At 33.7% G+C, this 9847-nt stretch carries 8 protein-coding genes; 1 reads left to right on the top strand and 7 read right to left on the bottom strand.

Annotated features, from left to right (window positions below):
- Positions 1-558: 558 nt before the first annotated feature.
- The 5 genes from IAI10_RS05065 to IAI10_RS05045 all read right to left on the bottom strand — a co-directional run bounded on the left by IAI10_RS05065 (position 559) and on the right by IAI10_RS05045 (position 5726).
- Positions 559-774: a copper ion binding protein gene (locus IAI10_RS05065; RefSeq protein WP_315672196.1), complete on the bottom strand. Its 216-nt coding sequence runs from the start codon at positions 772-774 to the stop codon at positions 559-561.
- A gap of 31 nt (positions 775-805) precedes the next feature.
- Complete coding sequence (locus IAI10_RS05060) at positions 806-3259, bottom strand: heavy metal translocating P-type ATPase (protein ID WP_315672195.1); 2454 nt, start codon at positions 3257-3259, stop codon at positions 806-808.
- Between the two features lie 32 nt (positions 3260-3291).
- A complete protein-coding gene (locus IAI10_RS05055; RefSeq protein WP_315672194.1) occupies positions 3292-3558 on the bottom strand; it encodes a metal-sensing transcriptional repressor in 267 nt (88 codons plus the stop codon).
- A gap of 112 nt (positions 3559-3670) precedes the next feature.
- Positions 3671-5044 (bottom strand): HAMP domain-containing sensor histidine kinase, encoded by a 1374-nt coding sequence (locus tag IAI10_RS05050; RefSeq protein WP_315672193.1) that lies wholly within the window; start codon positions 5042-5044, stop codon positions 3671-3673.
- A 1-nt stretch (position 5045) separates the two neighbouring features.
- Complete coding sequence (locus tag IAI10_RS05045) at positions 5046-5726, bottom strand: response regulator transcription factor (protein ID WP_315672192.1); 681 nt, start codon at positions 5724-5726, stop codon at positions 5046-5048.
- A gap of 348 nt (positions 5727-6074) precedes the next feature.
- Between IAI10_RS05045 and IAI10_RS05040 the strand changes: the two genes are divergently transcribed.
- Positions 6075-7943 carry a DUF4914 family protein gene (locus tag IAI10_RS05040; protein ID WP_315672191.1) on the top strand — a complete coding sequence of 623 codons (1869 nt, stop codon included), beginning with the start codon at positions 6075-6077 and terminating at the stop codon, positions 7941-7943.
- A 139-nt stretch (positions 7944-8082) separates the two neighbouring features.
- On the opposite strand, the gene IAI10_RS05035 is transcribed toward IAI10_RS05040, so the two are convergent.
- Complete coding sequence (locus IAI10_RS05035) at positions 8083-8436, bottom strand: MazG nucleotide pyrophosphohydrolase domain-containing protein (RefSeq protein WP_315672190.1); 354 nt, start codon at positions 8434-8436, stop codon at positions 8083-8085.
- A 21-nt stretch (positions 8437-8457) separates the two neighbouring features.
- Positions 8458-9804, bottom strand: a complete 1347-nt coding sequence (locus IAI10_RS05030; RefSeq protein ID WP_315672189.1) for an MATE family efflux transporter — start codon at positions 9802-9804, stop codon at positions 8458-8460.
- Positions 9805-9847: the final 43 nt, after the last annotated feature.

The raw sequence follows: 9847 nt of genomic DNA, 5'->3' as shown, positions 1-9847 counted from the left end.
AGAGTTTCTAGAACTTAAACGATAATATCAACATTTTAAAACATAGCCTCCCGAACTGAAGGAAGTTTTAAATCAGTGTAAAAATCAACACTGATTTAAAACAGAGCCTAATATAAAAAAACAAGGCCTCACCCTGAATGGCACACCATATTCAGTATCTCCACTTTTAATATATAAAATAATTGAGGAAATCATCTCTTTGTGAGCCGATTTCTTTTAATTATAAGTTTATAAAAAATTCAGCAAGGCTGAATTTTTACCCTAGCTTTTTAATTTTTAATTTTTAATCATTAGCTTATTCTTATCTATTTCTCTTTAAAGTAACTTTATCTTCATTGTGCAACAAGTCTCATACCTAAACAAAAGTAGCTTACGCCACACTTATCCTTCAGAGAATAGTTATATTTCTGCAACTAGATATCTAGTTATTATCAAAAACTTCCTTAAGCGTGCTACTTATATCTTTATCTACGTAAAATAAAAAGCTATGCTATAAACATTTCTGCCTATAGCATAGCTTTTTATCTTATAACTACTTTGTTTTAAAACAGAGCCTTTTTATACTGAAGCTATTTCAGTTACATCATAGCCAGCATCTTCTACTGCAAATTTTATATCTCCATCTTTAACTTCTTCTGAAGCTTCTATTAAAGCATTCTTATTTTCAAGGCTGACTTCCACATTAGAAACTCCTTTAACTTCCTTTAAAGCTTCTGTAACATGCTTTACGCAATGTCCACAGCTCATGCCTTCAATTGATATTTTCTTTTTCATATAAATCCCTCCAAATTAATTATTATATATATTAATAGGGTTTAAACCCTCTTAATCTCAATGCATTTAAAAGTACTGATACGGAGCTGAAGCTCATGGCTGCTGCTCCAATCATAGGACTTAGAAGGGGACCTCCAAATAAATATAATATCCCCATAGCAACAGGTATACCCAAAGTATTATACCCGAAGGCCCAGAAAAGATTTTCTTTAATATTTTTTATAGTCTGTCTGCTGAGCTTTACTGCAGTTATAACATCCATTATGTTGCTTCGCATAAGAACTATGTCTGCAGATTCCATAGCTACATCTGTGCCTGAGCCAATTGCTATTCCTATATCAGCTTGAGCTAGAGCAGGTGCGTCATTAATTCCATCCCCCACCATAGCTACCACTTTTCCTTCCTGCTGAAGCTTCTTCACTTCTTCTGCCTTATCCTTAGGAAGCACTTCAGATAGAACTCTGTCTATTCCCACCTGTTTTGCAATGGCTTCTGCTGTCTTTCTATTATCTCCAGTTATCATTGCTACTTCTATCCCCATATCATGAAGCTTTTTAACGGCTTCCTTGCTGCTCTCTTTTAAAGTATCAGCTACAGCTATTATTCCAGCAAGTTTACCTGCCAGCGCCACGTACATAGGTGTCTTTCCTTCGCCTGCTAGCTTTTCTGATATTTCATCTAAGCTAGAAATATCTATTTGTTTTTCAAGCATTAATTTTCTATTTCCTAGCAGCACAGAAGAATTTTCCAAAATGGTTTCTATACCATGTCCAGGTATTGCCTTAAAGGAATCCATCTTTAGAAGTTCAATATCTCTTTCCTCTGCCCCTCTAACTATAGCTTCACCCAATGGATGTTCAGAACCCTTTTCAGCAGAAGCAGCAAGCTTAAGAAGATATTCTTCCCCTATATCTCCATTTGCCACTATATCTGTAACTTTTGGTTTTCCTTCGGTAAGCGTACCTGTTTTATCAAACACGATAGTCTGAAGCTTGTGGCTCGTCTCCAAAGCTCCTCCACTCTTAAAAAGTACTCCATATTCTGCGCCTTTTCCTGTGCCTACCATTATAGCTGTAGGTGTGGCTAATCCAAGAGCACAAGGACACGCTATTACAAGCACAGATATAAATATTTTAAGAACAAAGGTAGTATTCTCCCCATAGAGATACCAAGCTAAAGATGAAAGTATAGCTAGGGTTATTACTGCAGGCACAAAATATCCAGATATTATGTCAGCCATCTTTGCGATAGGAGCCTTAGAACCCTGGGCTTCTTCAACAAGTCTTATTATCTGAGAAAGCGCAGTGTCTTTTCCTACTTTTGTGGCCTTATAAACAATGCTTCCATTCTTATTTATACTTGCTCCAATAACTTTATCTCCAGGAACCTTTTCCACTGGTATGCTTTCACCAGTTAACATGGATTCATCTATTGATGTGTTTCCTGCTAAAACCTCTCCATCTACAGGAAGCTTTTCTCCAGGTTTAACTACCACCATATCTCCAACTTCAACTTCATCTATGGAAATTTCTATTTCCTTTTCATCCCTCATTATCCTAGCAGTCTTAGGAGAAAGTCCCATAAGCTTTTTTATAGCATCAGAAGTTTTTCCTTTTGTAACAGACTCAAGATATTTGCCAAGAGATATTAGAGTTATTATCACTCCAGCAGATTCAAAATATAGATTATATGCGTATTCCTGGTGTCCAATAATTATTTCATAAACCCCAAAACTGCTATATATAAATGCTGCTGCTGTACCTATTGCTATCAAGGAATCCATATTAGGACTAAGCTTTGCCAAAGCTCTAAAACCTACTGTAAAGAATTTTCTCCCTGCAATAAGTATCGGTATAACCAACACAAATTGCAAAACTGCAAAATTAATAGGATTTTCCATTGGATCTATTATCATAGGAAGGCTAAAGCCTAATTTTTCTCCAAGCATATGCGCCATGGATACAGCCAGAAGCGGAACAGCAAATATAAGTGCAATGATAAATTGCCTCCATTTCTTTTTTATAGCCGCTTCTTTCCTATCTTTATCTGAATCCTCTACCATTTCCTCTTCAATAGCCTTATATCCGGCTTTATCTATAGCTTTTTTAATGTCAGCTATTCTGACCTTTGAGGGTTCATATTTTATGTTCATTTTTTCTGTAGCTAAATTCACATTAGCTTCAACGACTCCATCAAGCTTTTTAGCAGCTCTTTCTACTGCTCTAACACAAGCGGCACAGGTCATACCTTCTATTTTCATGATTTTTTCTTTTGCTTCACTAATAGCTTTATATCCTGCTTTTTCTACCGCTATTTTTATTTTTTCTTCATCAACCTTTGAGTCATCATAGGTTATATTAAGCTTTTCAGTGGCTAAATTCACCGCAGCCTCTGAAACTCCATCAATTCTTTTAGTAGCCCTCTCCACCGCTCTAACACAAGCAGCACAGGTCATACCTTCTATTTTAAAAACTTTACTGGACAAAACTTATCCCCCCATTCTATATTAAACAAATATTATTTATCCATTATCTTTCCTAGAAGCTCTATTATTTCATCAACTTTTTCCTCTCCATTACCGGTAGAAAATGCATCTTTTACGCAATGCCCTATATGCTGTTTTAGAATAAGTAAGTTAGCTTTTTTTAACAAAGCCTGAGCGGCTATTATCTGATTGGACACATCCACACAATATCTTCCATCCTCGATCATTTTTATTATTCCCTCTATTTGACCTTTAGAAGTCTTAAGTGCTTGCACAGCTTTTTGTTTTTCCTCATTCATTTTTTCACCTCCCATACACCCCGTGGGGGTATCGCAGTTTTATTATATACCTATTGATAATAATTTTCAATAGGTTTTGATATTTTTTCTTTAGCTATATACTAACTCCTACTTATGTAGTTTTTATGAAGAAAGTTATTATAAATTTACTTCCTGCATTCTCCTCACTTTCAACTTCTATCTTTGCTGAATGAAGCTCTAAAATATCTTTTACCAGTGATAGACCTATACCCTTTCCCTGAATTTTTCCTTTGCTTTTATCTCCTCTATATAAATAATCAAATATATGCGGAATTTCTTCCTTGCTTATTCCTATGCCTGTATCCTTAAATTCTACAGCTACTGTTTTATTATCACCTATTACCTTAACCTCTATACTTCCTTCGCTTCTATTAAATTTTACAGCATTGCTCATAACATTTATAAGTACCTGCTTTATTTTCTTTCTGTCACCTACAATATAATCTTCTTCACATTGATTTTCATATAAAAGTTTTAAATTATTTTTTTGCATAATCCCTCTAAACTCATCCATTACTTCTTGAGTTAATTTTCCTATAGAAAACTCAGTCATATCTAATTTAATACTTTCAATTTCGAATTCTTTTAGCATATTCAAGTCATTCACAAGGTTTCCAAACCGTATAACTTCATTATTTAAATCAATTAATTTATTTTTGGATATAGGTATAATATCATCTATCATAGCTTCTAGGTTGTTTTGCAGCACATTCAGCGGAGTTCTTAATTCATGAGATATCTCTGAAACTAATCTTTTTCGGATTAAGGATATATGATTCAATTTTCTTGATAATGTATCCATGCTATTTTTCAAATTATTAATTTCTATTATGGAAATGCGCTCACTTTTATCTTCAACAAATTCTCCTCTAGCTAATTTCACAGATTTATTTGCCATTTCCTTTATAGGAGTAGAAAATTGCTTTACTAGATACATAGCTATTATAAAAGTTATGACAAGAGATACAAAGGTACTTATAATTATGCTTCTATTTATGGCTGTCTCAAAGCTTTTATCTTCAGCTGTCAAAATTATAGAAGAATACTGTCCTATCTGCACGTATCCAACAATTACATTATTATATTTTATAGGATATTCTTTAGATTCATAAATTCCTTCTTCAGCTCCATGAGCTTTTTTCATAGAATTTATATCCTTAAGTATATCCTTTGGATTCATCCCCCAAATAGTACTTCTGCTGGCATCTAATAATGTAACACAAAAATTTCCCATGTAAGCTTCATGCTCTACTTCTAGCCCTGTATTTTCATCCCATTTACCATTCTTAACATATATATCTCTTAAATAATTTACTATCCTTTCGTCTCTTTTAGCCTGATTTTCCTTTATATATGTATTAAAGCGCTCTTTTACAGCCACATTTACAAGTATAAAAACCAGTATTAAAGCCAAAGTAACGCAGGAAAGCATCATTACGCTTAGCCTTTTTCTTATAGTATGCACATTAAGCACCCCCAAATTTATAGCCTGTTTTATATACCGTAATTACATATTTAGGCTCCTTGCTATTTTCTTCTATCTTTTTTCTTAAATTTTTTATATGAACATCTATTGTTCTGTCAAATCCATCAAAATCCATTCCAAAAACTTTTTCAATAAGCTTTTCTCTTGATAGGACTACGCCTTTGTTTATAGCCAATTCATACAATATATTAAACTCATTAGGGGTTAAATCCACTCTATTGCCTCTTACCTCTACCACTTTTCTATCATTATCTATTATTAAATTTCCACTATCGAAAATAAGTTGATTTTCATATGCCTTGTTAATTCTTCGAAATACAGCATTTACTCTGGCTACTATTTCTCTTGGGCTAAAGGGTTTTATTAAATATTCATCCGCACCGATATTAAACCCTTCTACTCGATCCTCCAGAGAGCTTTTAGCAGTCAAAATAAATATATGGGCATTTGAGATTTTGCGTATTTCTCTGCACACTTCTTCTCCAGATATCCCTGGCAGCATAAGATCCAATATTATAAGCTGAAAATCCAACCTTTTGAATATCTCAAGACCTTCTTCTCCTCTAGTAGCTTTCATTACATTGTATCCTTCTTTAACAAGATAAGCTTCCATGATATCAAGCACATTTTTTTCATCTTCTATGATAAGAATATTTTTCATTACATCCTCCATGCAGCTATTTATAAAAATTATTAGCTTAATAATCTTTTCAATTCACCATTTATAATTATATAAAATAAATATAAATTTATTGTGAAGAATTCAACATTTCATCATATTTTTATAATTTCCTTTATGAATTTCAAAATTTTTATGAAATATTTATAAAATATATCTTGCATTTTTCAGCATGATTGTATGCTTTTTTGCAATATATATTGCAAAAAATAAGATAATACAAATCAACTTCTTATACTAGTGAATTTTTCATTTTTAAATCTTGCATTTTTTGCAATTTAGCACTATTATTTATATAGGGGCATAAAAAAAATTGTAAGGGGTTATAACATGGAAAAATCATTATTTAAAAAATTAATTTTGCCAAAAGAATTAGAAGAAATTTTAGCTTCAAAAGAAGTTATCTTAGCTGAAAGCCGAGAAGATCTTCTTGATATTGCTATGGGGAGAAATAAAGCTAATATTCACGAAGTTGGCTATGATACACCTGGAAAGGGTTATGTTGTAGAAGCTACAGTAGTAAGATGTAAAAATGGATTATCTGTAAATTACATTGATCCATACATGAGAAGAAGAGATCCTGATTGCATGGTTATATCCGATGACAAGCCTACAGACAAACCTACTTTTAAAAATAGATTTGGAAAAGATTTTTGTGATTTAAGAAATGCTACTTTTGACTGGCTTAATGGTCAAGATGAATTGCTGCTTATACCTTTTATGTCTGGAGGAGACGATGATGGCTATCCATCTCTTTTAGTTGCTCCAGCAAATGCTGGTTTCTTTGCTGCAGCTTTAGGAGATTTGCAAGGATTTATTCCAAGAAGCAAGATTCCTTATGACTTTAAACCTAGAGCTATACTATACTTGGCACCGCCTTTTAGACACACTGAATTTAATGGTAGGCAGGTAGTTGTGCATAATAGATTGGACAAAATGCATGAACTCTTCTGCTATAACCTTTACCCAGGACCAAGTGCTAAAAAAGGAATTTATGGTGTTCTTTTAAACATAGGAGAAGAGGAAGAATGGACTACTCTCCATGCTTCTGCGGTTAAGATCACTACTCCTTATGAAAACCAATTTACTATAATGCATGAAGGTGCCAGCGGCGGCGGAAAAAGCGAAATGACAGAACAATTCCACAGGGAACCTGATGGCAGATTGCTTATTGCAAAAAATATAATTACTGATGAAAAATTTTATATGGATATAAAAGAAGCTTGTGAACTTCAACCAGTTACAGATGATATGGCTCTAGCTCTTCCTTCACTTCAAAACGGAAACAAACTTGTTGTTAAAGATGCTGAAAATGGATGGTTTTTAAGAATAGATCATATAAATGAATATGGAACAGCTCCTGATATTGAGAAAATGACTATTTATCCAAAGAAGCCTTTAATATTCCTTAATATTGACGGTAAACCTGAAGCTACCTGTTTGATATGGGAGCATACTCTAGATGCACCTGGCAAACCTTGCCCAAATCCTAGAGTAATACTTCCTAGAAACTTTATAGATAATATAGTAAATGAGCCGGTAGAAATTGATATAAGAAGCTTTGGTGTAAGGACTCCTCCTAGCACTAGAGAAAATCCTAACTACGGTATAATGGGTGTATTTCATATACTTCCTCCTGCTTTGGCTTGGCTTTGGAGAATGGTGGCACCTAGAGGACATGCAAATCCAAGCGTAACAAGTTCCGATGGTATGGCAAGTGAAGGTGTAGGTTCTTATTGGCCCTTTGCTACAGGAAGAATGGTAGATCAGGCTAATCTTCTATTGAAGCAAATAATCAATACGCCTGCCACCAAATATATTCTTATACCTAACCAAAATATAGGAGCTTATAAAGTTGGATTCATGGGACAATGGATAGCTAGAGAGTATCTTTCTAGAAGAGGTAACTTCCATTTTAAGAAAGAACCTTTAGTTTCTTCTAGATGTCCACTTCTAGGCTACGCTCTTGAATCTTTAAAAATCGACGGTCAGTCAGTTCCTAAGTCGTTACTGCAAGTGGATTTGCAGGAAGAAAATGGTGTTGAGGGTTACGATGCCGGCGCAGATATATTAAAAGATTTCTTCAAGAGAGAGCTTGAGAAATTCTTAGTTCCAGATTTAGATCCTTTAGGAAGAAAAATAATAGAAGTATGTTTAAGAGATGGATCTCTTCAGGAATATGCTGATTTGATACCCTAAAAAGGGCAGTGACAAAAAGATTATTTATTTTAAGATATTAAGATAAGGCTGGTAAGAGATAAATTTCAATTAAGAAGTAAAAATTAACAAGTAATAATTATTGAGGAAATCGGCTCTTTATTAGCCGATTTCTTTTAATTTATTTTATATCCTTGTACTGTTTAGCATAATTTCTCTTCATGTTGTATTCAAATTTTTTAGCATAAATGCTGGCAAATTCCTCTGGTGTTACATGAAATCTATTAAGTGCATCTATATAATACATCATAACATCTCCCATTTCTTCAATGAAATGTTCCCTTATCTCTGGAACATTCATTATATCCTCTTCGCCCTTTTTTTTAATTATAGCAATTGCTTCACCTAATTCCTCAATCATATAAAGGATAGAATAATGTGCATACTCTGGCTCCATGGGAGACCACTTTTCCTTGTGTTTTTCCCACAGCTCCATTGACATCTTTTGCATTTCAGATATTTTTAAGTCTTGCAATTTATAGCCCCCTAACATTTATTATATAGCTTCTTTAGCCGGTTTTATAACCGAATGTCTAAGCCATTTTCCGCTTTTGAACCTCATGAGATACAATATTCCTCTGACAAGCCAATCTATAAACATACCCATCCATACTCCTAGTAGGCCAAGCTTTAAAGGAACTCCTAAAAGATATCCCATAGTTATTCTGAAAGCCCACATACCAATCATTGTAGTTACCATGGTATATTTAGCGTCTCCAGCGCCCTTTAAGCCAGCTGGCATTACGAAAGCTATGGACCATATAGGTATGCATAATGAATTTGCAATAACAACAATACTTGATAATTTTATTATGTCATGATTGTTAGTATATAAAGCTGATACTGTTCCCGATAATGGAATCATAATAAATCCGACAATAACTAATAGAACCGTAGCTAGCTTCACTATATAATTCAATACTTCGCTGGCTTCTTTCTTGCTTCCCCTTCCCATTTTTTGACCTACCAGAGCAGTGGCCGCTGTGCATAAAGAATTGCCAGGTACATTCACTAGATTCGCTATGGAGCTTGCTATGGAATTAGCAGCAATAGCCGTTGTTCCCATATCTACAATAAATATCTGAGTTATTAGTTTTCCGCCATTAAATAAAAGTGATTCTACACTAGCTGGAATTCCAACACTAAATATTGGTCTTAAAAGTTCCCTATCAAATCTAAATTCTCTTATTTTATTAAGCTTTATTATCTTAGAGCCTCTTATTAAAATTATTAAAATTATGATTCCTCCAGTAATTCTAGCTATGGCTATTCCCAAAGCTGCCCCAGTTATGCCCATGTTAAACACGTTTATAAATAAAAATGTAAATATAACATTTATAAAATTCATAAAAATAGTTATTTTCATAGGAGTTTTAGTATCACCAGCTCCTCTAAGTATTCCATTAGACACTAAATCTATCGTTATTAGAGGGTAAGTTAAAAGCGTTATGCCAAGATATATGTGGGTATCACTTATTATCTTTTTATCTGCTTGCCCAAAAAGTACAGATATCAATTGAGATTTAAATATCCACATAGCTATCGTTATTACAAATGATATAAGAAGCCCTGAAAAAAGCGCCTGTTTCATGGCGTCATTAGCTTTTTTTACATTCTTTTGTCCTATATATTGAGCAACTACCACCGTGCCTCCTACTGCTAAAGCAGAAAAAAAGGCTATAAATATATTATTAACTGAATCCACCATTCCCGTGGCGGAAACTGCTTCTTTTCCAATATGGCCAGCCATCATAGTATTAATTGTACCTAAAGATATTACAAATAATTGCTCAGCAAATATTGGTAAAGTAAGTTTAAAAACATCTTCCCTAATCCATTTCATAAAATATTCCTCAACTCCAAATAAAAATATGCTTTTTCTTTTG

The organism is Clostridium sp. 19966, from assembly GCF_032335695.1.
GTDB lineage: Bacteria > Bacillota > Clostridia > Clostridiales > Clostridiaceae > JACTOJ01.
The sequence above is the reverse complement of the archived record's forward strand: the minus strand, read 5'-3'. Positions and strand labels throughout refer to the sequence as shown.

Excerpts from the sequence above, each read along its gene's own strand:
- IAI10_RS05065 (WP_315672196.1), bottom strand. The coding sequence starts at position 774 with ATGAAAAAGAAAATATCAATTGAAGGCATGAGCTGTGGACATTGCGTA.
- IAI10_RS05055 (WP_315672194.1), bottom strand. The coding sequence starts at position 3,558 with ATGAATGAGGAAAAACAAAAAGCTGTGCAAGCACTTAAGACTTCTAAA.
- IAI10_RS05045 (WP_315672192.1), bottom strand. The coding sequence starts at position 5,726 with ATGAAAAATATTCTTATCATAGAAGATGAAAAAAATGTGCTTGATATC.
- IAI10_RS05040 (WP_315672191.1), top strand. The coding sequence starts at position 6,075 with ATGGAAAAATCATTATTTAAAAAATTAATTTTGCCAAAAGAATTAGAA.
- IAI10_RS05030 (WP_315672189.1), bottom strand. The coding sequence starts at position 9,804 with ATGAAATGGATTAGGGAAGATGTTTTTAAACTTACTTTACCAATATTT.